26 protein-coding genes are annotated in these 24,364 nt (G+C 42.7%); 25 read left to right on the top strand and 1 reads right to left on the bottom strand.

What is annotated here, in order from left to right; all coding sequences use genetic code 11:
- Window positions 1–43 precede the first annotated feature (43 nt).
- The 6 genes from M301_RS12745 to M301_RS12720 all read left to right on the top strand — a co-directional run bounded on the left by M301_RS12745 (window position 44) and on the right by M301_RS12720 (window position 5,141).
- Window positions 44–787 carry a MotA/TolQ/ExbB proton channel family protein gene (locus M301_RS12745; RefSeq protein WP_013149196.1) on the top strand — a complete coding sequence of 248 codons (744 nt, stop codon included), beginning with the start codon at window positions 44–46 and terminating at the stop codon, window positions 785–787.
- Window positions 784–1,206: an ExbD/TolR family protein gene (locus M301_RS12740; protein WP_013149195.1), complete on the top strand. Its 423-nt coding sequence runs from the start codon at window positions 784–786 to the stop codon at window positions 1,204–1,206. The genes M301_RS12745 and M301_RS12740 overlap by 4 nt, the downstream gene beginning before the upstream one ends.
- A gap of 93 nt (window positions 1,207–1,299) precedes the next feature.
- Window positions 1,300–3,534, top strand: coding sequence for a TonB-dependent receptor (locus tag M301_RS12735; RefSeq protein ID WP_013149194.1), 2,235 nt, complete (start codon window positions 1,300–1,302; stop codon window positions 3,532–3,534).
- A gap of 26 nt (window positions 3,535–3,560) precedes the next feature.
- A complete protein-coding gene (locus M301_RS12730; RefSeq protein ID WP_013149193.1) occupies window positions 3,561–4,241 on the top strand; it encodes a Fe2+-dependent dioxygenase in 681 nt (226 codons plus the stop codon).
- 78 nt (window positions 4,242–4,319) lie between these two features.
- Entirely contained in the window at window positions 4,320–4,583 is a 264-nt protein-coding gene (locus tag M301_RS12725) for a PepSY domain-containing protein (protein WP_013149192.1), read from the top strand.
- 21 nt (window positions 4,584–4,604) lie between these two features.
- On the top strand, window positions 4,605–5,141 hold the full coding sequence (locus tag M301_RS12720) for a cytochrome b/b6 domain-containing protein (protein ID WP_013149191.1): 537 nt from the start codon (window positions 4,605–4,607) through the stop codon (window positions 5,139–5,141).
- 102 nt (window positions 5,142–5,243) lie between these two features.
- Here M301_RS12720 and M301_RS12715 read toward each other — a convergent pair whose 3' ends face one another.
- On the bottom strand, window positions 5,244–5,675 hold the full coding sequence (locus tag M301_RS12715) for a CBS domain-containing protein (RefSeq protein ID WP_013149190.1): 432 nt from the start codon (window positions 5,673–5,675) through the stop codon (window positions 5,244–5,246).
- A gap of 95 nt (window positions 5,676–5,770) precedes the next feature.
- Here M301_RS12715 and M301_RS12710 point away from each other — a divergent pair, with 95 nt between their 5' ends.
- The 19 genes from M301_RS12710 to queC all read left to right on the top strand — a co-directional run bounded on the left by M301_RS12710 (window position 5,771) and on the right by queC (window position 24,241).
- Window positions 5,771–6,706 (top strand): DMT family transporter, encoded by a 936-nt coding sequence (locus tag M301_RS12710; RefSeq protein ID WP_013149189.1) that lies wholly within the window; start codon window positions 5,771–5,773, stop codon window positions 6,704–6,706.
- Window positions 6,707–6,765: 59 nt separating this feature from the next.
- Window positions 6,766–7,491 carry a YebC/PmpR family DNA-binding transcriptional regulator gene (locus tag M301_RS12705; RefSeq protein WP_013149188.1) on the top strand — a complete coding sequence of 242 codons (726 nt, stop codon included), beginning with the start codon at window positions 6,766–6,768 and terminating at the stop codon, window positions 7,489–7,491.
- A gap of 71 nt (window positions 7,492–7,562) precedes the next feature.
- Window positions 7,563–8,126, top strand: a complete 564-nt coding sequence (ruvC, locus tag M301_RS12700; protein WP_013149187.1) for a crossover junction endodeoxyribonuclease RuvC — start codon at window positions 7,563–7,565, stop codon at window positions 8,124–8,126.
- A gap of 77 nt (window positions 8,127–8,203) precedes the next feature.
- Window positions 8,204–8,782, top strand: coding sequence for a Holliday junction branch migration protein RuvA (gene ruvA / locus M301_RS12695; protein WP_013149186.1), 579 nt, complete (start codon window positions 8,204–8,206; stop codon window positions 8,780–8,782).
- A 60-nt stretch (window positions 8,783–8,842) separates the two neighbouring features.
- Window positions 8,843–9,748 (top strand): DUF4349 domain-containing protein, encoded by a 906-nt coding sequence (locus M301_RS12690; RefSeq protein ID WP_013149185.1) that lies wholly within the window; start codon window positions 8,843–8,845, stop codon window positions 9,746–9,748.
- Between the two features lie 66 nt (window positions 9,749–9,814).
- The gene (locus tag M301_RS12685; protein ID WP_013149184.1) at window positions 9,815–10,873 is read left to right on the top strand and encodes an AI-2E family transporter; all 1,059 of its coding nucleotides are present in this window, start codon (window positions 9,815–9,817) and stop codon (window positions 10,871–10,873) included.
- A 51-nt stretch (window positions 10,874–10,924) separates the two neighbouring features.
- A complete protein-coding gene (locus M301_RS12680) occupies window positions 10,925–12,973 on the top strand; it encodes a TonB-dependent receptor plug domain-containing protein (protein ID WP_013149183.1) in 2,049 nt (682 codons plus the stop codon).
- Window positions 12,974–13,021: 48 nt separating this feature from the next.
- Window positions 13,022–13,981 (top strand): ABC transporter substrate-binding protein, encoded by a 960-nt coding sequence (locus tag M301_RS12675; RefSeq protein WP_013149182.1) that lies wholly within the window; start codon window positions 13,022–13,024, stop codon window positions 13,979–13,981.
- Window position 13,982: 1 nt separating this feature from the next.
- Window positions 13,983–16,100 (top strand): EAL domain-containing protein, encoded by a 2,118-nt coding sequence (locus M301_RS12670; protein ID WP_013149181.1) that lies wholly within the window; start codon window positions 13,983–13,985, stop codon window positions 16,098–16,100.
- Window positions 16,101–16,186: 86 nt separating this feature from the next.
- Window positions 16,187–17,221 (top strand): Holliday junction branch migration DNA helicase RuvB, encoded by a 1,035-nt coding sequence (gene ruvB, locus M301_RS12665; protein ID WP_013149180.1) that lies wholly within the window; start codon window positions 16,187–16,189, stop codon window positions 17,219–17,221.
- A gap of 2 nt (window positions 17,222–17,223) precedes the next feature.
- Window positions 17,224–17,661: a tol-pal system-associated acyl-CoA thioesterase gene (ybgC, locus tag M301_RS12660; RefSeq protein WP_013149179.1), complete on the top strand. Its 438-nt coding sequence runs from the start codon at window positions 17,224–17,226 to the stop codon at window positions 17,659–17,661.
- A gap of 2 nt (window positions 17,662–17,663) precedes the next feature.
- On the top strand, window positions 17,664–18,338 hold the full coding sequence (tolQ, locus tag M301_RS12655) for a protein TolQ (protein ID WP_041360197.1): 675 nt from the start codon (window positions 17,664–17,666) through the stop codon (window positions 18,336–18,338).
- Between the two features lie 3 nt (window positions 18,339–18,341).
- Entirely contained in the window at window positions 18,342–18,740 is a 399-nt protein-coding gene (locus M301_RS12650; protein ID WP_013149177.1) for an ExbD/TolR family protein, read from the top strand.
- A 35-nt stretch (window positions 18,741–18,775) separates the two neighbouring features.
- The gene (locus tag M301_RS12645; protein WP_013149176.1) at window positions 18,776–19,603 is read left to right on the top strand and encodes an energy transducer TonB; all 828 of its coding nucleotides are present in this window, start codon (window positions 18,776–18,778) and stop codon (window positions 19,601–19,603) included.
- 183 nt (window positions 19,604–19,786) lie between these two features.
- Complete coding sequence (gene tolB / locus M301_RS12640; protein WP_013149175.1) at window positions 19,787–21,106, top strand: Tol-Pal system beta propeller repeat protein TolB; 1,320 nt, start codon at window positions 19,787–19,789, stop codon at window positions 21,104–21,106.
- Between the two features lie 139 nt (window positions 21,107–21,245).
- On the top strand, window positions 21,246–21,821 hold the full coding sequence (gene pal, locus M301_RS12635) for a peptidoglycan-associated lipoprotein Pal (protein ID WP_013149174.1): 576 nt from the start codon (window positions 21,246–21,248) through the stop codon (window positions 21,819–21,821).
- Between the two features lie 46 nt (window positions 21,822–21,867).
- Window positions 21,868–22,716, top strand: coding sequence for a tol-pal system protein YbgF (gene ybgF, locus M301_RS12630; RefSeq protein ID WP_013149173.1), 849 nt, complete (start codon window positions 21,868–21,870; stop codon window positions 22,714–22,716).
- A gap of 167 nt (window positions 22,717–22,883) precedes the next feature.
- Window positions 22,884–23,522, top strand: a complete 639-nt coding sequence (gene queE / locus M301_RS12625; RefSeq protein WP_013149172.1) for a 7-carboxy-7-deazaguanine synthase QueE — start codon at window positions 22,884–22,886, stop codon at window positions 23,520–23,522.
- Between the two features lie 26 nt (window positions 23,523–23,548).
- Entirely contained in the window at window positions 23,549–24,241 is a 693-nt protein-coding gene (gene queC, locus M301_RS12620; protein ID WP_013149171.1) for a 7-cyano-7-deazaguanine synthase QueC, read from the top strand.
- Window positions 24,242–24,364: the final 123 nt, after the last annotated feature.

Genomic DNA, 24,364 nt, shown 5'->3' with positions numbered 1-24,364 from the left:
ATTCGATTCAACAAAATTCAATAGAGAGTTAAAAGGAAACAAAATGCAAAACGGGTATGAATTTAATAGCTTGGCGTTTATCACAGCAGGTGGTCCAGTATCAATCGGGGTAGCGCTAATATTGCTCGCGATGTCAGTGGCAAGTTGGTACTTAATCGTTTCAAAAAGTTTGCAGGCATGGCGCGTACGCCAAGCATTTAAAGTCTACGCACAACACTTTTGGAATGCGCCAAATTTAGCGGTTGCGATGAAGCAAAATAACAAAACGGCGCTTGCAAGCTTAGCCAAGAACGCAATTGCAGCGGCTGAACACCATAAAACACATGTGTCCAAAAATAGCGAGAAAGTAGCTCAAGATGAGTTTGTAGCACGTGCCTTAAATCGCAGTATTGCAGAAGAAAACACTAAGATGGAAAACGGTCTCAGTGTGTTGGCGTCGGTAGGTAGCGTTTCGCCATTTGTAGGTTTATTTGGAACTGTATGGGGCATCTATCATGCGCTTGCAAGTATTAGTCAAAGCGGTCAAGCGACACTAGATAAAGTGGCTGGTCCTGTAGGTGAAGCGCTGATTATGACGGCTTTGGGCTTAGCCGTAGCAATACCAGCGGTGTTAGCCTATAACGCCTTGGTGCGCAGTAATCGATTGCTAGCAGCTGAACTTGAGGACTTTGGTTATACGCTACATACATTGCTCACAACGGGTGCGGTGATTAACGTTAACCATGAAGATACAAAATCCGCAGCAGAAACTAAAGAGCGCATTCATATTGCAGGAGTGCCAGCATGATAGGTTCAGGAAACGGTGTAGGATCAGCTTCACACACGACGCCAATGTCAGAAATCAATACTACGCCTCTGGTCGATGTGATGTTAGTGCTGTTAGTGATCTTTATCATTACGGCGCCATTGCTGACGCATGCGGTGAAAATTGATCTGCCACAAGCCAGCAGCCAGCCATTACCTGAGAAGCCAGAAGTGATTTCGGTGTCGATTGATGCGGCAGGCAAAATGTATTGGAATGATGCAGCTTTGGTGCAAGGTGAGTTGAAGGTAAAGTTGCAAGAAATTGCAGGCAAAAAACCGCAGCCAGAATTGAATATTCGTGCAGATAAAGAAACACGTTATCAAGTATTGGCAGAGGTCATGGCGGATGCACAAAATGCAGGCGTTACAAAACTAGGCTTTGTCAGCGAGCCGAAAAAATAAGCTCGAGTTTTAACAAAAATTAATTACAAATAATAGCCAGCCAGTAAGTCTTGAACTTAGTTAGCCAGCCAAAAAATATAAAAGGGCGACACTATGAACCGGTATGGCAATAAAAATATTACGCAAAAATCATTATATTTAGCAGTAGCACTCACATTCAATACGTCATTAGCAATGGCTGAAGTAGCCAAAGCTGAATCAAGTAAAAGTGACGGAGTAAAGGTAGAGGAACCAAAAGCGCTTGAAGAGGTTAACGTGAAGGCTAGCGCTGTCCCTAATTCGGACAGTTATCAAGCCACTAAAACACGTGTAGGTAAAGTGCAACAAGACCCGCACGATATTCCACAAGCAATTACTACGGTAACGCATAGCTTGATGCAAGATCAACAAGTGAGCTCGCTGCGCGAAGCGTTAAGGAATGTTTCAGGCTTAACTTTTAATGCCGCAGAAGGCGGGCGAGGTGGTGATAACTTCAATTTACGCGGTTTTTATACTTTTGGTGATATTTATCTAGATGGTGTGCGTGACACAGCTCAATACTATCGAGAGACATTTAACCTAGAACAAGTTGATGTGCTTCGCGGATCTGCTGCTATGTTGTTTGGTCGTGGTCAAGCTGGTGGTGTGATTAATCAAGTGACCAAGATGGCTGAGATTGGCGATAAGAATACAGTGACGGGTAGTTTTGGTGAGTATGATTATCATCAATTCACGGGGGATTTTAATAAGCAGCTTACTGACACTGCCGCAGTACGCGTGAATGTCATGGATAGACATGACGAGACTTACCGTGAAAACCCTGCGACAGGCGACCACCCGGAAACAGATAGAGCCGGGGTGGCAATTAGTTTTGGCGCTGGCATAGGCACAGATAACGAGTTTTTCTTAAACCATGTCTATACACAAACGCGCGATGTGCCTGATTATGGGATTGGATTTATCAATAAAAAACCTGTTGACCGCACTTTAGCAACGGGCAAACAAGATGATAAAACATTTTATGGAGGTGACAAAAACTTTGATGACAGTGACGTGAATGTTACCACAGGTATTTTTACACATAAATTCTCACCAGACACACAGTTGCGGACTCAATTGAGAAGTGGCAGTTATGAGCGTGCTTATTGGGCAAAAACACCGCAAGGCACTGCTGCCAATGCTGTACCTACTGATGGAACACTTGTGCTGGGTGGTAATCAAGTTCGTAAACTTGATTACGATACGTTGAATTTGCAATCGGACTTCAGTACTAAGTTTAATTTGGCTGGTATGAAGCATCAATTGCTCACAGGTGTGGAGTATTTAAAAGAGGATTCAAGCCGCCAGGCACTTCGTAATATAGGTACTGCCGCAAATCCGCTGTACACAGCAAGCCAAGGGACAGGTGCTGTTTCCACATTTAGTGCAGATAACTATGCGGTTTATGCGCAAGATACTGTTGAATTTATTCCTAATTGGGATTTGCTGGTTGGTGTACGTAGGGATGAAATGCGTGCGAACTATTCAAGTGCCACCTCACCCAAGTTAAGCTATGGTGAAAATAGCTACCGTGCAGGTTTATCTTGGCATCAAACGCCAGAAACTCATTATTACCTGAGTTACAGTGATTCGTTTAGTCCAACGGCTGATTTGTATCAATTGACGATTGTGCCGCAACCACCGGAAAGAAGTAAATCAGTAGAACTGGGTGCAAAATGGTTGTTCTTAGATGGCGACTTATCTTTTAGAACAGCACTTTATCGCACAACTAAAGATTGGGAACGGAGCACCGATCTGGAGGCAACATCATCAATTCTAACGAAAAAACGTCGTACAGATGGCTTAGAGTTTGAGGTGGCTGGTAATGTGACTGATAATTGGGAGGTATTTGGCGGGTTAGCATTTATGGATGCAAAAATCTTGGAAGTCGCTGAAAATGCAACTGCAGGACCAGGTGGAACGACCATTATTACCCCTGCATATTCTGGATATAAAGGACAGCGAGCTCGTAATACTGCACCTGTTACTTTTAATATGTGGACAACTTACAAGTTTGCGGGTAACTGGAAAGTAGGCGGTGGCTTTGAGGCTAAAGATGAACGCTATGGCTATAATCCGAGTGGCGGAGCTGGAGCTAACTTTGTAAATGGTGAGTTTAAACCGAATATAGTACCTGGATATACACGCTGGGATGCAATGTTGGCATATGAGGTGCAAAAATGGGCCGTGCGTTTAAACGTTAAAAACCTGTTTGATAAAGTTTACTACGGTGATGTTTATGATAATGGTGGCTTCACTGTGCCAGGCAATCGTCGTCAGGCTATTCTTACTACTGAGTATAAATTTTAATCAACTTACGTTTTAGGACATAAAAAATGTTGTTGCGCGTACCCAAAGTATTAAATGCGGATGAGCTTGCAAAGTTGCAAGCACTCATGGCCAAGGCTGAGTGGACAGATGGTAAGGTCACTGCGGGTACTCAATCGGCACAGGTTAAACGTAATATTCAGTTGCCAGAAACATCACCAGATGCAGAGGCTGCCCGTGAAATCGTGCTCAGAGCTTTAAGTCGTCATGCGCTGTTCTATTCTGCGGCTTTACCAAAAAAAATCTATCCACCACTATTCAACCAATATCGTGAGGGGATGGATTTCGGTGCACATATTGATAATGCCGTGCGTACTCATGCCATTACTGGTTTGCATGTGCGCACAGATATATCTTGCACACTTTTTATTGCTGACCCTAATAGTTATACAGGTGGTGAGTTAGTCATAGAGGATACCTATGGACACCATATGGTTAAGTTGCCAGCAGGTGATATGGTGCTTTACCCAGGCACCAGTTTGCATCATGTGCGCCCTGTCACAAGCGGGGCGCGCTTAGCATGCTTTTTCTGGGTGCAAAGTATGATACGAGACGACGCACAAAGAACCTTGCTATTTGATATGGATGCGGCAATTGTGACTTTACGTCAGCAAGTTGGTGATAATGCCGCGGTGATTAGGCTAACGGGCAATTATCATAATTTGATACGTATGTGGGCCGATACTTAGAGGCTTTCTCAATACTCGCTTGCTTCAAATCAAACTCTTAAAACCTAGCACTTGAAATACAACATTAAGGAAAAAATCATGCGTTTAATATTCGCCCTATTTAGCTTACTTCCATTGCAAGCATTGGCCTCAGCGGATTGTCCCGTTTATCCAAAATCAGAATGGGCAGCTGAAGAAACTTTAAAAAAAGCATTAACGGACGAAGGCTATAGCATCAAAAAATTCAAAGTAGATGGTAACTGCTATGAAATGTACGGTAGAAATAAAGAAGGCAAGAAAGTAGAGATTTATTTTGATACAAAAACATTAGCAATCATTAAAGCTGAAGGTCTTAAAGACTAAACGTTCATTTAGCTTAAGCAGATGAGTCTTTCTGAAACAAAAACACAGGCTAATGTCTGGTCTTTTTTTGTACGCATCACGCATTGGTTGGTAGCGCTTTTTGTACTCGTTAACTTTTTTAACGATACCGGTTTTTGGCATCGTGTCATTGGTTACTTTTGTTTGGCCCTAGTGTTTGCAAGAATTGGCTATGGACTATGGCTAAGTAAAGTAGCTTCCTCTAAGTTTTACATGCCTACCATTGCAAATATTAAGCTACATATTCATGAGATTCGCACGCAAGTATTTGCACCACATATTGGACATAATCCGCTCGGCCAATTAGCTGTTTATCTGATTTGGGCATTAATTGCAGCGTTAGCATTGACTGGTTGGTTGAGTCGCACAGATGCTTTTTGGGGTGAAGATTGGCCTGTTGATTTACACGTCATTTTTTCTAATGCTTTGCAGGGTTTAGTCATATTGCACATAGCTGCGGTTGTGCTCATGTCAAAATTGCAAAAGAAAAATCTCCTGAAACCGATGATTTCAGGCAGCTCGTCAGAGGCAGCACACTAAGCTTAAACGCATTTTCAATGTGCTACTCATCAGACAGTTAGCATAAATCACCGCTAAAACATGCTTTTTGTAGTCTTTAGCTAGATAAAATCTAGCTAAAGACTATCCAGTAATATAGCTCTCAAGTTGTTTGATTAGCGTTTGCTGATACTCAATGGTTTCTTTCACTAAGTCACCGATCGATAGCATGCCAATGACTTTGTTACCTTCTAATACAGGTAAATGGCGGATATGCTTATCAGACATAATATTCATCGCTTGCTCCACTGTATCGTTAGGCTTAACAGTGAGCACATTAGACGACATGACTTCACTTATAGGTGTGGTTTTTGAAGATTTGCCTTTGAGAATGATTTCCCGCGCGTAATCACGCTCAGAGAAAACGCCGACAAGTTTGTCGCCATCAAGTACCACTAATGCACCTATCTTGTATTCCGCAAGCACCACTAAGGCATCGAATACAGGGCGATGTGGAGCAATAGAAATAACGGTCTTATGTTTTTTATTATCTAGTAATTGTTGTAATGTTTTCATGTTGTTCTCCTCACATTTAGTACTACCATAAAAATATACACCTTATAATGGTGTAAGCAAATTCAAAATCATCTAATTCTGCAAAAAAATCATTCATGCAAAAAGAAACTGAAAGTAAGCAAGAGAAAAAGCTCATTGTTAAGGCGTTTATTGCACTTTTTATACTCACGATTATTTGGGGCTATAACTGGGTGGTGATGAAGCAAGCGGTGCAGTTTGCCAGCCCTTTTCAGTTTGCGGCGATACGCACTTTCTTTGGCTCTATTGTGTTATTTGTACTGATTTATTTGACTAAGCGCCCATTAGCACTTAAAGAATTTCCCACAATGCTAGTGTTGGGGCTTCTGCAATCCTGCGGCTTCACAGGGCTGCTGATTTGGGCTTTAGTAGAAGGCGGTGCGGGTAAAACTGCCGTGTTAACTTACACGATGCCATTTTGGGTCATGTTGTTTGCATGGCCAATGTTGGGCGAAAAAATACAAGGTTGGCAGTGGTTGGCCGTGTTGTTTGCATTGTTTGGCATGGTGCTTATTTTTGATCCGCTGCATATTAAGTCAGATGGTTTTAGTATGTTTCTGGCAGTTTGCTCAGGCGTTTCATGGGCCATTTCAGCTATTGTTTCAAAGAAACTGCATCACCGCGCGCCACATTTAGATTTACTCAACCTCACTGCTTGGCCTATGTTTCTAGGGTCAATTCCTGTTGTCGTGATTGCCTTTATTCTGCCGGCTCAACCTATGCAGTGGACACCGACTTTTATTTTTGCTGTGCTATTTAATGTTTTATTAAGTGGATGTCTGGCTTGGGTGTTGTGGTTATATGCCCTGCAGCGTTTGCAAGCAGGCGTGGCAAGTATGGCCAGTATGTTGGCACCAGTTATCGGTGTAATAGCGGCATGGATTCAATTAAATGAAGTGCCAAATACTTATGAGTTGATAGGTATGGTATTTATCGCACTGTCTTTGGTGACCATTTCAGGCATCAGTATTATTAAACATACGCAGATTGATCCCGCACAGGGTCAGGAGTGAGTAGCAACGTAAGCTTGTGTTAAAATTCAATTATTTTTCAAGAACTAAGGGTTGGTAACATGGCTGGTCATAGTAAATGGGCAAATATTCAGCACCGCAAAGGTCGTCAAGACGCAAAACGCGGCAAAATTTTCACTAAAATCATTAAAGAAATTACCGTGGCTGCGCGCATGAGCGGCGGTGACGTGAACATGAATCCACGTTTACGCGCAGCGGTGGCAGAAGCTAAAGAAGAGAACATGCCGGCAGACAATATCATTCGTGCCATTAAAAAAGGTACGGGTGAATTAGAGGGCGTGAACTACGAAGAAATCCGTTACGAAGGTTACGGCATTAACGGCGCGGCCATTATTATTGATTGTTTAACCGATAACAAACAACGTGCAGTGATGGATGTACGTCATGCGCTAAGCAAACACGGTGGTAATCTAGGTACAGACGGCAGTGTGGTGTTTATGTTCAAACACTGCGGTAGCTTAATTTATGAGCCAGGTACTGATGAAGATAAAGTCATGGAAGTTGCGCTAGAAGCTGGCGCAGAAGATGTGGTGACGGATGAAGATGGCAGTATTGAAGTGATCACGCCACCAAACGATTTTATGGTGATTAAAGAAGCCATGGAAGCTGCAGGCTTAAAAGCTGTGATGGCAGAAGTGACGATGAAGCCGAATATGGAAACCGTGTTTACAGGTGATGATGCGGTGAAAATGCAAAAAATCTTAGATGCGCTAGATGACTTAGACGATGTGCAGGATGTCTATACTTCCGCTGTCATCGAAGACTAAAAAGTGAATCGTCTAATGCCTTTTTTGATTCGCGCCTTGTATGACTTTAAGCGATTATTTTTTTGAGCACTGTGAGTAATGTCAGAATCTTAGGCATCGACCCTGGCCTGCGCTTAACAGGCTTTGGGGTTATTGAAAAAGTAGGTGAAAAAATCACTTACATCTCCAGTGGCACAATTAAAACTGCTAGCGGCAAAAAGAATAAGGTTGAAGGCGAAGACGATAGAGAAGAGCTGCCCGCTCGTTTGAAGATCATCTTAGATGGTTTGTTTGAGGTGATTGATACCTATCAGCCTAACCAAGTGGCGATTGAGAAGGTGTTTGTGAATATCAATCCACAATCCACTCTGTTATTAGGTCAAGCCCGTGGCGCCGCTATTAGCGCGGCGGTGATTCGTAATTTATCTGTAGCCGAGTATACGGCGCTACAAGTCAAACAAGCCGTAGTCGGCAACGGCCATGCACAAAAAGAACAAGTGCAAGAAATGGTAAAACGCTTACTCAACTTACCCGCAACACCTAAACCAGATTCAGCCGATGCCTTGGCTTGTGCCATTTGCCATGCGCATGGCGGACAAGGATTGGGCAAGCTTGCTACCGCTGGCTATCGAGTACGTGGCGGAAGGTTGGTTTGATGATGCTTTTCTTTTTTGAACATACATAGTTTTAAAAATATACAGTTGTTAACACTAGTAATGATTTGGATGATGCCATGATAGGAAGATTGAACGGGATTTTGCTGGAAAAAACACCGCCGTTGGTGCTCATTGATTGCAATGGCGTGGGCTATGAATGTGAAGTGCCGATGAGTACATTTTATAATCTACCCGCCATTGGTGAAAAAGTGGTGATGCTCACACATTTTGTAGTGCGTGAAGATGCACAGCTTTTGTATGGTTTTGGCAGCGACCAAGAGCGTGCGACCTTCAGGCAGTTGCTTAAAGTGAATGGCATCGGAGCTAAGTCAGCACTTTCAATTTTAAGCGGTTTGTCGATTGATGATTTAGTGCAGGCTGTTGCCATGCAGGATACAGCCATGCTTACACGCGTGCCGGGCGTGGGCAAGAAAACAGCCGAGCGTTTATTATTAGAGTTAAAGGATAAATTTACGGTTGCTGGATTAAGCCCAAGCAATAGCAATCAGCCAAAATCAGCTAGTAGTGATGTGCTGAATGCCCTGATTTCATTGGGCTACAATGAGCGCGAAGCCTTGGCCGCTGTGAAGCTGTTGCCTGCAGATGCGACTGTAGCAGAAGGCATTAAATTAGCGTTGAAATCGTTATCTAAATAGGACTGGTTGATGTGAAGCTCAGTGAATGAGCCTAAGCATTAATCCAGCATCGGAGACATTATGAATATTTTGAGTAAATTGTTTTTGATTGCTGCGGTGTCGATACTCGTGGCTTGTGGGCAACATAATGATCGTGCAACAGAAGCCATGCCCGCGGCAAGTGTGGCGATGAAGTCAGCACCCGCGCCAGATATGGCAAGAGCCAAAATGGCGGATAGCACAGGCGGAGGTGAAGAGTCGCTGACTGAAGTGAGCGAGCCAAATGCCGCTAGCTCAACAGTAAAACGCTATATCGCATTGCGCCACGCACTGACGGTTGAAACTGAGGGCGAAAAAATGCAGGCGGCATTTGATGCGACAGTCGCGCATTGTGAGCTGTTAAAATGCCAAATTCTGAGTGCAAATTATAATCGTGAAACACCATATAGCCCGCCTTCTGCGAGTTTATCCGTACGTGTACCGCCTAGGTCAGTTGAGATATTTCTTTCGGGTTTAGCAAAAAATGCAGAAGTGTTGCAACACCGCCAAGATAGTGAAGATAAAACGGATGCTGTGATAGATGCAGAGGCGCGCATTAAAAACCTGACGGAGTTCCGCGATAGTTTACGCGCAATGCTGACAGATAAATCCGCTAAATTTAAAGATCTAATTGAAGTGCAGCGTGAGTTGGTGGATACGCAAAGCCAGCTTGATACCATTCAAGGCGTGCGAAAAGTATTGGCGCAAGAAACCGAATTGGTCTCGGTGAATATTGATTTTACTGCCAAACAAGGCATTACCGAGCAAGGCTTCTTCTCACCTGTTGCACATGCGCTTAAAGAGGCTGGACATGTGATGATGGAAAGCTTGGCAGCTGTAATTACGTTCTTTGTAACGATATTGCCGTGGTTGTTATTTAGCATTCCTATGCTAATTTTAGCGCGCAAATTGTGGACTAAAATTAAAGCGAGATGGCAAAGCAAGTAGTTCGAAGTAAGTCTGCGAGACTTTGGCAGCCGAGTAATTGAATGTTAAATTTAAGGCAAGACCTCAATGATCAATACCAACCAAGTCACACGAATCGCAATCATCACTTTGTTGGTGATAGGCTGCATTTATGTATTGCAGCCTTTTATGGCAGCGGCTTTATTCGCCGCCATATTTTGTTTATTTACTTGGCCGCTTTATCATCGATTGTGGTTGCGCTTAGGCAAGCGAGATACATGGGCAGCCATGATTATGACCTTGCTACTGCTGATCGCCTTGATTCTACCTATGGCATATCTTGCTATGAATTTGGCTGACTCATCAGATCAGTTATTTAATGAGCTGGGTACTAGATTGCAAAGCTTACAGCCAAAAGTGCCTGATTGGGTGCGTAACCTACCCATTGTTGGCGAGCAAATTAGTCATTCATGGGAGCGTGCCACGGCCAGTCAAGAAGAGCTGATGAAGCTCTTACGGCAGTATTATGAACCTATGCGCACTTTTGCTTTACGTGCGGTGCAATTAGTGGCGGGTGGCTTTCTACAATTGCTTCTAGTCGTTTTTGTGGCATTCTTCTTCTACCGCGATGGCACTAGAATAGCTCAAGGGCTTGTTACCATCGTGCGCAGGCTAGGTGGCGAGCTTGGTGAGGAGATGCTTATTCTTTCATGCAATACCGTGAAGGGCGTCATGCTAGGGATATTTGGCACCGCTTTAGCACAATCAGTCGTAGCGATGATCGGATTTTTACTTGCAGGAGCACCAGCGCCGTTGTTACTAGCGTGTGCAACATTCTTTTTGTCTGTTATCCCTGTTGGCCCACCTTTAATTTGGGGAGGCGCATCCTTTTGGCTTTATAGCCAGGGCGAACATGGCTGGGCAATATTTTTAGCACTATATGGTTTACTAGCTATCAGCACCGTAGATAATGTAGTTAAGCCAATACTCATTAGCCACTCTTCACACCTGCCCTTATTACTGATTGTGTTTGGCGTGCTTGGTGGCGCTTTAACTTTTGGATTTATTGGTATTTTTCTTGGACCAACGTTGCTCGCTGTAGGTTTTACGCTCATGCTGCATTGGATGGCCTTGCAAAATAAGAAGCTGCTGGAGACTCCAGAATGATGAAGAATCGTATTATTTATGCTGGTGTTTATTAAAAATTAGGGGGAACTAATGATTAATAACGTGATTAATAGAAGTTTTTTTACATTGAGTTTTGTAGTTTTTTTAAGCTTTAGCCCAGTTTTAGCTGCTGAAGAAAAGCCGATCAATGAGGTCTCTGAAGATGACTATATGGGTGAGGTGCCTAGAGTGCTTACGGTATCTAGGTTGTCACAGTCCATCGCTGATGCACCCTCGGCCGTTACGGTAATAGACCGTGAAACCATACGCGCATCTGGAATTGTTGATCTTCCAGAAATATTTCGTTTAGTACCAGGTTTTTATGTGGGTACCAATGCAGGGTTCGTACATAACACCAATCATGCTGTCAGTTACCACGGCATGACGACTGCTTATGCAGGCTCTATGCAAGTGCTGGTGAATGGTCGGTCGGTCTACAGTCCCCTTTATGGAGGTGTGCAGTGGAGTGAGTTGCCTATTGCGATAGCTGATATTGATCGCATTGAAATCACGCGTGGTCCAAATGCCGCGAGTTATGGTGCCAATTCTTTTTTTGGCGTGATTAATATCATCACGCAAAGCCCATTAGATCAGCTTGGTACTAGCGTAAGTGCAACCTATGGTGATGGTCGTCATGAGGCGTTTGCACGATATGGCGCTAAGCAAAATGATTTAAGTTATAGGGTGACTGCGGGCTATCGCGATGACGATGGATTGGATAATCGATATGATTTTAAGCGTACACGCTTGTTAAATACACAGATGGATTATAAGGTGAATGATAAAAATAATCTTGAGTTCGAGTTTGGGCTAGTCAATGGTGATCGCGAAGATGACCAGTCACTTAATACAATCCGTTTTTTTCAGCCTAGATTAAGAGGCATCGAAAATAATTATGAATTAATTCGCTGGCGACATAACGTAAATGACAATAGTGACTTTTCACTACAAGCTTATCACTCATTAAATACTTCTGATGATGTTATCAATAGTGTTGATCTAAGTAGTTTTCCATTTTTCACTCATCTTGCTTCTCCAAGCTTTATACAAATTGACAATAATATTGAAATGGAGCGTTACGACCTTGAGGCGCAGCACAACTTTTCTATCTCTTCATCTTTAAGAGGCGTTTGGGGAGCCAGCGTTCGTCAAGATACAATGTACTCGCCTTATTATCTTGGTACGCACAATACGGACACATTTAATTTGCAAAGATTGTTTGGTCATGCTGAGTGGCGTCCATCAGATCATGTAGTGTTAAATTTAGGAGCTATGGTCGAGAACAACAGCTTTACAGGCACGAATACCTCACCTCGTGCTAGTGTTAATTTCAAACTCAATGCGAATCAAACCGTCCGATTTGGTATTTCAACTGCGTTAAGAACACCTAATTATTTAGAGGAAAAATTCAATACTAATATTATTGTCCCTAGATTAAATACTGCGCCGTATATCGCAGAATATTTTGCAGATAGTGCAAACCTTAAGCCAGAACGAATAGTTTCTAGAGAAATTGGCTATTTAGGTGATTTTGGTAAACTTAGCTTGGATGCTCGGGTCTTCTATGATGATATTCATGACTATATTAAATCTAATCTTGATAGAAGTCTCAATATAGGTTCGCTTACACCATCAGGATATGTATTGATAAAACAACCTACATTTTATACAAATGCGGGTAACGTCAACGTAAGTGGCTTTGAAACACAAGTCAAATGGCGGATTACTAATGATGACCGTTTATTACTAAATTACGCCTATGTGAACATTGATGCTGACGAACAGCAAACTGCAAATAACATTACTACGTCTATGCCAAGCAGCACTTTTAGCGGGTTGTTAACTCACCGTTTCAACCCGCAATGGGATGCCAGTTACGCCTATTATCAAACCAGTGAGGTTACCGCTTTGGGGGATGGCGGCTATGTTGGTTTAGCGAGAAGATCTGATATTCGAGTGGCACGTAAGTTTAAAGCGGAACATATTAGCGGAGAAGTTTCTGCTGTCGTTGAAAACTTGTTTAACGAACATTATCAAGAATTTGCAGATTACAACACGCTCAAGCGCCGCGCTCGTCTTAATGTTAGGTTGGATTTTTAATGCAATTTAATAATGAATTGAATGGTTGAGAAATAAGTTTTGTTATTGATGCTAAATAGAAAAATCTGGATGAATGGTGTACTTGCAGGCGTAATGCTAGTACTGGGGCTTCTTGTACCATTTGTTGCGAATGCTTATACAGGTGTGACGATTGTGATGAGCGTACAAACGCCAGCAAACCTTGAATTTGTTGATCAATTCAATGCCGAGCTTGCCAAGAATAAGCAAATTAATCTTAGAGTGAATGTGATTACACTGCCAGATACCGAAAAATTGGTGGTAGCAGAAAACAGTGAGTTAGTGATTGCGCTAGGCGTAAAAGCGCTGGAGGCTGCCAGTAAATTAAAACGGACAACACCGGTGTTAGGGGTGTTTACGCCATTACCCGCGTTCAATAGTGTGATGGCGAAAAGTCGACGTGATTTAGGTAACTTTAGTGCCATTGTCTTAGATCAACCTTTTTCGCGACAAATATCTCTGATTAAATATGTTTTACCCGAAGCACAAAAAATAGGCGTTTTACTAGGCACGACTTCTGCACAATATATTGAGTATGTGCGAGAAGAGGGTGAAAAACGTGGGCTAAGTATTCTGGAAGAGAAAGTTAATCAAGAAGCTGACTTGATTCCTCAATTAAAAAAACTCTTGGATAGCGTCGATGCTATTTTAGCGATTCCCGACCCAACTATTTATAGCCGTGAAACGGCACAGCCTATTTTGTTAACCAGCTATCGCTATCAAAAACCTATTTTTGGATATTCTCAATCCTATGTGCGTGCCGGCGCTTTAGCTGCGGTATTTAGCACAAGCAAACAGCTGGCAAAACAGGCAGCAGAAATTGCGATTAAATCGCGTCCAGCCCCTAGCGAATTGCCACCGCCGCAATTGCCAAAATATTTCTCTATTATGTTGAACTACCAAGTCGCGCGCTCACTTAATATTCCTTTAATGGATGAAGATGAGATTTTAAAGAAAATGCTTGAGTCTGACGTACCAGAGGCTATGTAAAATGAAGAATCTCGGCATCAAATCACGTGTTATATTTTTGGGTACGATCCCTGCTTTGCTATTCGCTATTATTTTAGTTGGATATGCAATCACCAATATTTTTGGAGTGTTAGATCAATCACTTGAAGATCGAGGCAGGGTGATTGCTTCACAGTTGGCTCCCGCAGCAGAATATGGTGTGATTTCTGGCAATAGTCAGGTGCTGCAAAGGTTGGTACAGCAAGCGCTGTCTAATGAGCAGGACTTAAGAACGGTGATGGTAGTCGATAGCCATGGCTTGACGCTGGCATTAAGTGGCCGTGAATTACCCAAAGCGTTAATTGCTGAGATTGCTAAAGAAAATCTCGAGCAAATCCCACAAGATAAAGGCATTATTTTTACGTTTCCTATTTACCGAAGTCTGGTTGAAATAGATGATTTTTCTAATCTAAGCAGCAAAGAGTTAGAACTGAAAAAATCTTACACCCCAGAGAAAATTGGTCAGGTGTATATAGAGCTTAGTAATCAAACTTTACAAAATATTAAGCAAGATTTAATTGTAAAGATTTTCTTGACGGCTATTTTCGGCTTGGCTTTAAGCGGGTTACTGGCATGGAAGCTTGGTAGAAATATCACCAAACCTATTCAAGAGATTGCGCAGGCGGTTAATCGTATTGGTGAAGGTGTGTTTTCACATACGATTATGGAGAACTCCAGTGGTGAGCTAAAAACCTTGCAAAAAGGTTTTAATTCCATGTCTAGTAGTCTGAAGCATGCTTATGACGGTATGCAAGAAAAGATCAATGACGCTACCTCAATGCTGCGCCATCAAGCGCAACATGATGATTTAACCGGTTTAATTAATCGCCGTGAGTTTGAAGTGCGCTTAGAACGCTGTCTAAAAAGCGTGCATGAAAATAATGCACAACATATTTTTTGCTTTTTAGATTTAGACCAGTTTAAATTAGTGAATGATACTTGCGGGCATTCCGCAGGTGATGAGTTACTTAAGCAAGTGAGCATTTTATTAGCAAATAAAATGCGAGAGAGAGACACATTGGCGCGCTTAGGTGGTGATGAGTTTGGTTTACTACTAGAAAACTGTACTTTGACAGATGCGAATCAAATCAATAATGCTTTGTTGAAAACTATCCGGGATTATCGTTTTATTCACGATGATAAGATTTTTAATATTGGCGTCAGTATTGGTTTGGTTGTGATTAATCAAGGCTTCGAAAATGTGAGTGAGATTATTCATGCAGCTGATTTGGCCTGTTATTCAGCAAAATCAGCTGGGCGAAATCAGAGCTTTCTGTTTAATCCAGGTGATGTGGAAGTGGTTCGCCAGCGTAGTGCAGTGGAATCAATATCAGATATTACCGACGAAATTGATGATGAGCAATTTATGCTCTATTGTCAGCCAATTGTGCCACTCACCTCTGCGACGACACAATTGCAACATTATGAAATTTTGCTTAGAAAAATTGATCTCGATGGCAAAATAATTCTGCCAACCACATTTATACCGTCTGCCGAGCGGTATCATTTGATGCCAAATATCGATAGATGGGTTATTAAAAATGTTTTCTTAGCTTACCAAAAGTTGTTGGAGATTAATGCCGAAAAGTGTAACTATATATTTTCAATCAACTTATCTGGCACCTCATTAGGTGATAAAAGCTTACTAAGTTTTATACAAGATATGTTTATCAAGTATTCAATTCCACCTCAATCTATCTGTTTTGAAATCACTGAAACGGCGGCAATTGTTAATCTTAAAAATACTATTTTGTTATTCAGTGCCTTGCGAAAACTAGGCTGTAGTTTCGCGCTAGATGATTTTGGCAGTGGCATGTCATCATTTACTTATTTGAAAAATTTTGACGTGGATTATTTGAAGATTGATGGTACTTTTGTTAAAGAAATGCATATTAATAAAATTGACCATGCAATGGTGCGCTCGATTCATAGTGTAGCAGAGGCCATGAGTATTAAAACGGTGGCTGAATTTGTCGAAAATGAAGAGATATTAAGTGAATTGAAAAGCATAGGCGTACACTATGGGCAAGGTCTGTATTTAGGTGCTCCTGTGACCGTCAAAGGATTGATTGAGCGCTATGCAAAATTGCATGCACAATAGATAGGCACGTGTTTTAATGGCGCCTTGGCACTAAAACCCAGAGCACCAAAACCCAGAGCACCAAAACCCAAAAACAAGATGAACTTATGATAGAAACTGACCGCCTGATTGCCCCAGATGCTGAAAGCCCTCGTGAGGAGGCATTAGAGCGTGCTTTGCGCCCCAAGCTTTTAGACGAGTATGTCGGGCAAGAAAAAGCACGTAGCCAATTAGAGATATTTATTAATGCCGCCCGTGGTCGCAGCGAAGCACTAGATCACGTACTGTTATTTGGCCCACCAGGCTTAGGTAAAACCACTTTGGCACATATCATTGCCAAAGAAATGGGCGTGAATATGCGCCAAACTTCAGGTCCAGTGTTAGAGCGCGCGGGTGACTTGGCTGCCTTGCTGACTAATTTAGAACCTAATGATGTATTGTTCATTGATGAGATTCACCGACTATCTCCCGTGGTTGAAGAGATTTTATATCCAGCGATGGAAGATTATCGACTAGACATCATGATAGGCGAAGGTCCAGCCGCGCGCAGTGTGCGGCTTGATTTGCCTCCATTTACCTTGATAGGCGCGACGACTCGTGCTGGTATGCTGACTAACCCATTGCGTGACCGCTTTGGGATTGTTTCAAGGTTAGAGTTTTATACCTCTGAGGAGTTGGCTCGAATTGTTCATCGCTCAGCGGGTCTATTAGAAGTCGAAATGGCGGATACAGGCTCGCTCGAAATTGCACGACGTTCACGCGGCACGCCTCGTATCGCTAATAGGCTGCTACGCCGTGTGCGTGATTACGCGCAAGTAAAAGCCAATGGCATTGTGTCATCAGAAATCGCTGATGCTGCGTTGAAAATGCTCGATGTCGATAAATTGGGCTTTGATGTGATGGATAGAAAACTGTTGCTCGCCGTGATAGAAAAATTCGGCGGCGGTCCTGTAGGTCTGGATAATCTAGCCGCAGCCATAGGCGAAGAGCGCGATACGATTGAAGATGTGCTTGAGCCTTATTTGATTCAACAGGGCTATTTAATGCGCACCCCACGTGGGCGCATAGCCACACTGCAAGCCTATCAGCATTTTGAATTGCCCATGCCCAAGCATTTAAGTGGTGAAACGTGGCAAGAGTAAATATGAGTAGTCATCGATTTAGTTGGCCAGTCCGTGTGTACTACGAAGATACCGATGCCGGCGGCGTGGTTTACCACTCGAATTATTTGAACTTTATGGAGCGTGCTCGCACCGAATGGCTACGCGATTTAGGTTACGAGCAAACTGTGGTTAAAGATGAGCTAGGCGTCATTATTGTGGTGCATAGCCTATCGATTAATTTCAAGAAGCCTGCAAGGTTTAATGACATGCTTGAAGTGCGTTGCGAGTTGGCAAATGTCGGGCGTGGCAGCATAGAAATGGCGCAAACGATTATATGCAATGGCGTCGAATTGATTCAGGCACATGTTAAAGCGGCATTTGTCGAAGCTGAAACTTTTCGTCCAGTAGCCATTCCTACTGCTATGAAGCAAGACATGATTAACATACAAGCAATGAGTTTAAATGTGGAGAAGTTATGAGTATAAGCGCGGCCAATGATATGTCTATTTTTTCGCTAGTGGCTGGCGCCAGCCTGCCTGTGCAGATGGTGCTTCTGGTGTTAATAGGCACCTCACTATTTTCTTGGTGGTATATTTTCATCAAGCTGGCAACGATTAAAAAAGCTGAGACTAATGCGGAAGACTTTGAAAAAGCATTTTGGTCAGGTGGCGATTTGAATAAGCTGTTCGAAGGACTCGCCTCAAGTCGTCGTAAACCACAAGGTATGGCGAGTATATTTGAAGCGGGTTTTAGAGAGTATGTACGTCACAAACAACAAACGACAATGGATGTTTCTGATGTGATGGAAGGCTCACGTCGCGCGATGCGCGCAGCCTACAACCGTGAGTTAGATGATCTGGATGCACATCTACCGTTTCTAGCCTCAGTTGGCTCTGTGAGTCCATATATCGGCTTATTTGGCACAGTGTGGGGCATTATGAATGCGTTTCGAGGTTTGTCTAATGTGGCGCAAGCAACCCTTAGCCAAGTCGCTCCTGGCATTGCAGAGGCTTTGGTAGCAACCGCAATAGGCCTGTTTGCAGCGATTCCAGCCGTCATTGCCTATAACCGTTTTGCCAGTTCAGTCGATAGGCTTTCAGTGCGCTACGAAAGCTTTATGGAAGAGTTCACTAATATTCTGCAAAGAAAGAGCTAAATCATGGCGCGTACTCGCAAACGTCGCGTGATGAATCAAATCAATGTAGTGCCGTACATTGACGTGACTTTGGTGCTGTTAGTTATCTTTATGGTGACCGCACCTATGACTAATCCTGGCGTGGTTGATTTGCCTAAAGTTGGTCAGGCTTTAAAGCAACCGCAAGTGCCACCTTTGGTACTCACGGTTAAACTCAATCACAAAATAGAGTTCGAGAATAAGCCTATGCCGCGCGATGAGCTGCTGTTAGCTGTGCGCCAAGCGCTTACAAAATCGCCAGAACGCTCTGTGGTGATTGCCGCAGATAAAAATGTTAAATATGACGATGTGATTGGCGTGATGGATTTACTCAAACAGAACAAAGTGGATAAAGTTGGGCTGTTGTTAGCGCCAGCGAAATAGGCTCGCAGAACTATTAAGATGGCCAGTTTATTAAAATGATTAGAACGTACGAAAAAGAAGTTTCTTGGAAGGCTGGCGGGCTGGCGATTGCTGTGCATTTGGCTTTACTTGGTGCGTTGCTGATTTCATTTAACTGGAAAGCCGCGCACACTACTTTAAATGTTACCGAAGTTGAGCTGTGGGACAGCATCCCTAATCAAGCTGTACCAGCACCAGTCGTGCAGCCAGAGCCAAAACCTATAGTTAAAGAGGAGATTAAGCCAGAACCTAAACCTGAGCCTAAACCCATCGTAGAAGAAAAACCAAAAGAAGAGCCGCAAGTCGATATCACACTAGAAAAAAAGAAAAAAGCATTAGAGTTGAAGAAGGCAGAAGATCAACTTAAAAAAGAGAAAGCCTTGGAGCAAAAGAAACAGCTTGATGCGCTTAAGTTAGAAGCGCTTAAGGATGATGCGAAGCCTGCAGTTAAAGTAAGTAAGCCAAATGACGCCTTAAAGAAATTACAACAAGAAGCCTTGGCGGAAGAGAAAACGGCAGGGGAGCAACAAGCTTTATCATCTAAAGCCTCAGCTAATGCGGGTGTGGTCGGTGAGTTCAAGAATAAAATACAGTCTAAAATTAAAGGCAATGTCACTAAAGCGCTGTGCGGTGAAGGTAACCCAGAGCTTAGATTTGATATAAGCTTGTTACCAACAGGTGAGTTGAGCGGTAGTCCTAAACTGGTTAAATCAAGTGGCAGTGCTGCCTGTGATGAGGCCGTAGAGCGAGCAATTATGGCATCTGAGCCATTGCCGCTGCCTACTGATCCAACGCTTTTCTCACAATTTAGAAACTTAAATTTAAAATTCCGCCCTAATGATTAAGTTAGTTTTTCATGTCTTATAAAAGCATGTTTGAATGTAACAAAGTGTAAATCGTGTGGCGTCAAAATGCTTGAGGCGTCAAAATAAGCTTGGATTAGAATTCAATGAGAACTAAGTTACTGGTTCTGAGTTCCAAGTCTTAAATTTTAATGAATGATTAATTAAAGACATTAAACATAGCCTATGCGTATACCTAAATTTTCAAAATCACGGTTTTTAAGACTGCAATTCTCCACAATACTTAATTTAGCTATATTTTCTGCAAGTCTGTTTATTCCATCCTTAGCTAATGCAGCATTAGAAATTGAAATTAGCGGCGGTGGCGCACAGCAAGTGCCAATCGCGATTGTGCCTTTTGAGCAAAGTGGTAACAGCGCAGACAACATTAGCAGCATTATTGCAGCAGACTTGAAACGCAGCGGTTTATTTCGCGTATTAGAAACAGGCGGCGTGGTGAATAAACCTACTGATATTACGCAAATCAAATATTCAGAGTGGGCAAATCTGCAAGCGCAGGCCATGGCGGTAGGCGTGGTAGAGACGTTGCCGAATAACCGTTTGAAGGTCACCTTTCAGTTAGCTGACGTGCTTAAGCAAAGCCAATTAACCGGTATGCAATACACCATTGCACCCAATCAACTAAGAACAACTGCACATAAAATTGCCGATGTGATTTATCAGAAACTGACTGGCGAATCAGGCATCTTTGCCAGCCGTATCGCTTACATCACTAAGGCTAACGATCGATATATGCTTAAGGTGGCGGATGCCGATGGCGCAAATCCTTTGACAATGGTGTCATCAAAAGAGCCTATTATTTCGCCAGCATGGTCACCAGAAGGCAATAAAATTGCCTATGTATCTTTTGAAAAGAAAAAGCCGATTATTTATGTGCAGACCTTAAGTGGTCAGCGTACTGTATTGGCGGGCTTTAAAGGAAATAACAGCGCGCCAGCATGGTCGCCAGACGGCAGTAAATTGGCTATCGTACTCACTTATGGCGCCAATTCTCAGGTATATACTATCAACGCTGATGGTTCTGGTTTGAGCCGCATCACAAAAGGCAATGCGATTGACACCGAGCCGACTTGGTCTTCAGATGCTAAGTGGATATACTTCACTTCAGATCGTGGTGGTAAGCCGCAAATTTACAAAGTTTCTGCTAATGGTGGTGATCCGCAACGTGTGACTTTTGAAGGCGCGTATAACGTTAGCCCACGTTTTTCGCCAGATGGTAAATCTTTGGCAATGATACGTAATGATGGCGGTAAATTCCGAGTGGCATTGCAAGACTTAACGACAGGGCAAGTGCAGTTGTTAAGCGAAGGCTCGCAAGATGAGTCGCCAAGTTTTGCGCCAAATGGTCGCGTAATTCTTTATGCAACACGTTCAAGTGGGCATGGTGCTTTAGCTGCCGTATCGGCAGATGGTCGGGTGAAACAACGCCTGAATGAATCTGGCGGAGATATCCGTGAACCAGCTTGGGGACCTTTAATTAAATAGTTTACAGTAATTAAATAGTAGGCGATTTGAATAGGTAATTGGTAATAAAAATTGTAGTAATACAGGTAACAGCAGTAGCAATAAAAAAGTATTAATTTTAAGTATATTTTATAAAGCATGACATCTTGAGGAGAGTAATATGAATAAATCTACATGGAATACCAAGTTACTAAGCAGCTTATTGCTGGCATTGGTATTAAGCGCTTGTAAAAGCACACCAATGAACACTAAGCCTGTGACTGTGGAAGATAAAAGTCCAGCGCAAGTGACTAAACCTGCAGAAAATACAGGTGCAGATACTTCAGCCGTTAAAGAAGTGGCGATTGACGGCAATGCGACAGATTCAGGCAATAACCCGCTAAAAGATCCGAACAATATTTTGTCTAAACGTAATGTTTATTTTGATTTTGATAGCGATGCAGTTAAAGCTGAATTCCGTCCGCTCATTGAGGCACATGCTAAATACTTGCTAGCACACACTTCAGCAAAAGTAATTCTACAAGGCAATACCGATGAACGCGGTACTCGTGAGTACAACTTGTCATTAGGTCAACGCCGTTCAGTCGCTGTGAAAAAATCACTTAACTTACTTGGCGTGCAAGATGCACAAATTGAAACAGTAAGCTTTGGTGAAGAAAAAGCGACAGAAGGCTGTGCGGATGATGCATGTTCAAAACAAAATCGTCGTGTAGATGTGGTCTACGAAAACGAGTAATTGTAGAATCGTTTACTTAGAGCTAACTATTTAGGACTTAAAAAGTATGATGAAGAAACTGATACTGGCTAGTGTGTTATTGTCTGCGCAGCTATTTGCAATAAGTGGCCATGCGGCTTTGTTTGATGACAAAGAGGCGCGCAAAAAAATTCTTGAAGTAGAAACGACAATGAATAGCCAGGATCAGGCAAATCAGACTGAGTTAGCGAATGTAAAAAAGAACTTCGAGCAGCGTTTGCAAGCCATTGAAGCCATCACTAAAGGTGGTGGCTTGATGGAAATGCAGAATCAGATCGAGTCGCTTAAGCAAGAAGTAGCAAGGCTTAAAGGTGATTTGGAAGTGGCCAATCATAATGTCGATGCGACTCAGCAACGACAAAAAGATTTGTATGGCGATACCGATGCACGCTTGCGCAAGCTAGAAAGCGGCGCTACTCCTGCAGCAGCGGGTTCAAGTGATGCGTCAGCGCCACAGTCAACCCCAGTTGTGGCAGCCGCACCAGCTAAAAATACGCAAGAGTATCAATTGCTAGAGCTGGCTAATGGTCTATCCAAAGAGTCCAAGCATAAAGATGCGTTTAATGCTTATGATAAATTCTTAAAAGACTACCCAAATAGTACGCTGGCTGCAGAGGCGACTTACGGTTTAGGCTATTCACAATTTGCATTAAAAAACTATAAGTCAGCCATTGCCACGCAACAGAAAGTAATAGATTTGCACCCAGAAAGCCCGAAAGTGCCAGATGCGATGTTGAATATGGCGAATAGTCAAATTCAATTAGGCTTAGTGCCGGGTGCGAAAAAAACTTTGCGCGATTTAATTGCTCAGTTTCCGAATAGCGAAGTAACGCCTACCGCACAAAAGCGATTGAAAGCATTAGAGGCGATTAAGTAACTTGTATTTAGTTAATGGTATTTAATTGGCGGCTATTGAAATAAGTTCTATTGCTAAAACATTAGCTTAGCTCAATTTAAGTAAATCCATATTTAAGTTACAATGGCGCCAATTCAAGTTGGCGCTATTTTTTTATACAATCAGTTCTCTGGCATATTAAGCATTTAATGAAACTCAAAGTCCACGAAATCTTCTACTCAATACAAGGCGAGTCCTCACGCGTAGGATTGCCCACAGTATTTGTGCGCTTAACAGGCTGCCCAATGCGCTGTGTGTATTGCGATACCGCTTATGCATTTAGTGGCGGCAGTAATATTGAGATTGCTGATATTTTGGCTAAGGTTGCTGAATTTGGCACAAAATACGTCACTGTGACAGGTGGTGAGCCGCTCGCGCAAAAAGATTGCCATTTCTTGTTAAAAGATTTATGTGATGCAGGCTACAGCGTATCGTTAGAAACAGGCGGCGCGATTGATATTAGCCCAGTAGATAAACGTGTTTCTGTAATATTAGATGTCAAAACACCAGATTCAGGCGAGCTAAAAAATAACGTCTGGAGCAATTTAGACCATTTGAAAAGCTCAGATGAAGTGAAGTTTGTACTGTGTAGTCGAGAAGATTACCAATGGGCGAGAGATTTATTAAGTACGCATAAAATTGCCGAAAAATGTCCCGTGTTATTCTCGCCAGTCTATAGTCAAGTGAGTCCTACCGACCTAGCAGAATGGGTACTGGCGGATAAATTACCTGTGCGTATGCAAGTACAATTGCATAAAATATTATGGGGCGAAAAGCCTGGGGTTTAGGTTGTAGTTTCGGTATGGATTCAAATATGGAAAATAAAACAAAAAAGAATGCAGTCGTACTTCTTTCTGGCGGGTTAGATTCCGCTACCTGTCTTGCGATTGCCAAATCTCAAGGTTTTGATTGCTATTGCTTAAGCTTAGATTATCATCAGCGCCATATTGCTGAATTGCATGCAGCTAAAAACGTTGCCAATGTTATGGGCGCAGCAGCACATAAAACCGCGAATTTAGATTTATCTTTATTTGGCGGGTCTGCATTAACCGATGATGCGATTGCGGTGCCAGAAAGCGAAACTGCTGGCATACCAATCACATACGTGCCCGCGCGAAACACTATTATGTTGTCTTTAGCTTTAGCATGGGCAGAAGTGTTAAAAAGTCAGGATATTTTTATCGGGGTGAATGCACTCGACTACTCAGGTTATCCTGATTGCCGCGGCGAATATGTCAAAGCATTTCAAGCCATGGCGAATCTAGCGACTAAGAGCGCGGTGGAAGGTCATGCAATTACTATTCATGCACCATTGATTGATATGACAAAAGCACAAATAGTCACGCTAGGTACTGAGCTTGGTGTGGATTATGCGATGACTGTTTCTTGCTATCAAGCAGACAGCCACGGCGAGGCATGTGGATTGTGTGACTCATGCCGTTTAAGACGGGAAGGTTTTGCAGCAGCAGGCTTGGCAGACCCGACACGATATAAAAAACACGTTTAAACTAGGCGTTAAGACCGTGTATAAGCAGCGCAGTTTTAAAACGATAGATTTTACTCAAAGATTAATTATGGGATTAATGCACAAACTACTTGCCAAACCCATCATTAATAACGTAAAATCCGC

Origin of the sequence: Methylotenera versatilis 301 (genome assembly GCF_000093025.1) — a bacterium.
In the GTDB taxonomy this organism is placed as follows: domain Bacteria; phylum Pseudomonadota; class Gammaproteobacteria; order Burkholderiales; family Methylophilaceae; genus Methylotenera; species Methylotenera versatilis.
The sequence above is the reverse complement of the archived record's forward strand: the minus strand, read 5'-3'. Positions and strand labels throughout refer to the sequence as shown.

Excerpts from the sequence above, each read along its gene's own strand:
- ybgF (WP_013149173.1), top strand. The coding sequence starts at position 21,868 with ATGATGAAGAAACTGATACTGGCTAGTGTGTTATTGTCTGCGCAGCTA.
- M301_RS12685 (WP_013149184.1), top strand. The coding sequence starts at position 9,815 with ATGATCAATACCAACCAAGTCACACGAATCGCAATCATCACTTTGTTG.
- queE (WP_013149172.1), top strand. The coding sequence starts at position 22,884 with ATGAAACTCAAAGTCCACGAAATCTTCTACTCAATACAAGGCGAGTCC.
- M301_RS12740 (WP_013149195.1), top strand. The coding sequence starts at position 784 with ATGATAGGTTCAGGAAACGGTGTAGGATCAGCTTCACACACGACGCCA.
- ybgC (WP_013149179.1), top strand. The coding sequence starts at position 17,224 with ATGAGTAGTCATCGATTTAGTTGGCCAGTCCGTGTGTACTACGAAGAT.
- ruvA (WP_013149186.1), top strand. The coding sequence starts at position 8,204 with ATGATAGGAAGATTGAACGGGATTTTGCTGGAAAAAACACCGCCGTTG.
- M301_RS12690 (WP_013149185.1), top strand. The coding sequence starts at position 8,843 with ATGAATATTTTGAGTAAATTGTTTTTGATTGCTGCGGTGTCGATACTC.
- M301_RS12650 (WP_013149177.1), top strand. The coding sequence starts at position 18,342 with ATGGCGCGTACTCGCAAACGTCGCGTGATGAATCAAATCAATGTAGTG.
- M301_RS12735 (WP_013149194.1), top strand. The coding sequence starts at position 1,300 with ATGAACCGGTATGGCAATAAAAATATTACGCAAAAATCATTATATTTA.
- pal (WP_013149174.1), top strand. The coding sequence starts at position 21,246 with ATGAATAAATCTACATGGAATACCAAGTTACTAAGCAGCTTATTGCTG.
- M301_RS12670 (WP_013149181.1), top strand. The coding sequence starts at position 13,983 with ATGAAGAATCTCGGCATCAAATCACGTGTTATATTTTTGGGTACGATC.
- M301_RS12730 (WP_013149193.1), top strand. The coding sequence starts at position 3,561 with ATGTTGTTGCGCGTACCCAAAGTATTAAATGCGGATGAGCTTGCAAAG.
- M301_RS12720 (WP_013149191.1), top strand. The coding sequence starts at position 4,605 with ATGAGTCTTTCTGAAACAAAAACACAGGCTAATGTCTGGTCTTTTTTT.
- M301_RS12645 (WP_013149176.1), top strand. The coding sequence starts at position 18,776 with ATGATTAGAACGTACGAAAAAGAAGTTTCTTGGAAGGCTGGCGGGCTG.
- M301_RS12745 (WP_013149196.1), top strand. The coding sequence starts at position 44 with ATGCAAAACGGGTATGAATTTAATAGCTTGGCGTTTATCACAGCAGGT.
- M301_RS12680 (WP_013149183.1), top strand. The coding sequence starts at position 10,925 with ATGATTAATAACGTGATTAATAGAAGTTTTTTTACATTGAGTTTTGTA.
- M301_RS12710 (WP_013149189.1), top strand. The coding sequence starts at position 5,771 with ATGCAAAAAGAAACTGAAAGTAAGCAAGAGAAAAAGCTCATTGTTAAG.
- M301_RS12705 (WP_013149188.1), top strand. The coding sequence starts at position 6,766 with ATGGCTGGTCATAGTAAATGGGCAAATATTCAGCACCGCAAAGGTCGT.
- queC (WP_013149171.1), top strand. The coding sequence starts at position 23,549 with ATGGAAAATAAAACAAAAAAGAATGCAGTCGTACTTCTTTCTGGCGGG.
- tolB (WP_013149175.1), top strand. The coding sequence starts at position 19,787 with ATGCGTATACCTAAATTTTCAAAATCACGGTTTTTAAGACTGCAATTC.
- M301_RS12725 (WP_013149192.1), top strand. The coding sequence starts at position 4,320 with ATGCGTTTAATATTCGCCCTATTTAGCTTACTTCCATTGCAAGCATTG.
- ruvB (WP_013149180.1), top strand. The coding sequence starts at position 16,187 with ATGATAGAAACTGACCGCCTGATTGCCCCAGATGCTGAAAGCCCTCGT.
- M301_RS12715 (WP_013149190.1), bottom strand. The coding sequence starts at position 5,675 with ATGAAAACATTACAACAATTACTAGATAATAAAAAACATAAGACCGTT.
- M301_RS12675 (WP_013149182.1), top strand. The coding sequence starts at position 13,022 with ATGCTAAATAGAAAAATCTGGATGAATGGTGTACTTGCAGGCGTAATG.